This window comes from Streptococcus pseudopneumoniae (genome assembly GCF_001072925.1).
GTDB lineage: Bacteria > Bacillota > Bacilli > Lactobacillales > Streptococcaceae > Streptococcus > Streptococcus pseudopneumoniae_Q.
Genome location: NZ_JVHE01000060.1, coordinates 1 through 386, shown reverse-complemented (window position 1 = coordinate 386; position 386 = coordinate 1). Strand labels below are relative to the sequence as shown.

1 protein-coding gene is annotated in these 386 nt (G+C 35.0%); it reads left to right on the top strand.

Going from position 1 to position 386, the window contains the following annotated elements; genetic code table 11:
• On the top strand, positions 1 to 335 hold a 335-nt coding region (locus tag ADH81_RS03690), incomplete at its 5' end, for a hypothetical protein (RefSeq protein WP_049526554.1).
• Between the last annotated feature and the right edge of the window lie 51 nt (positions 336 to 386).

Here is a 386-nt window from a genome sequence, read left to right as displayed (position 1 = left end):
ATTTAGACTATAGCATGCAGTCTTTGGATGATTTGGAGGCTTGGATCTTGGCTCACTACGAAGACCACCATGTTTTGATAGCAGACCGCAAGATGTTGGATTATTTGACCGTTTATATCGGTGAAACCTTCCGTAAGCACCTAGGAGGTAAATGGTTTATTGACCTTAAAAATAAAAAGAATGCCTATTATTCTATGCCTGTATTGACCGACCCATCTTATAGAGGAGAAGTTTATATAGCACCTATGACTTTTGCAACGGCTTGTATTAGTAGAAAAGATGGTCAGTATATTAGCAGAATATTGAAAAATAATCTCGAAGATCAAGTGAAATAGGATTTTATTTCTTTTGTTTTTCTTTCAAATATTAGAATGATTTGCTCAGAA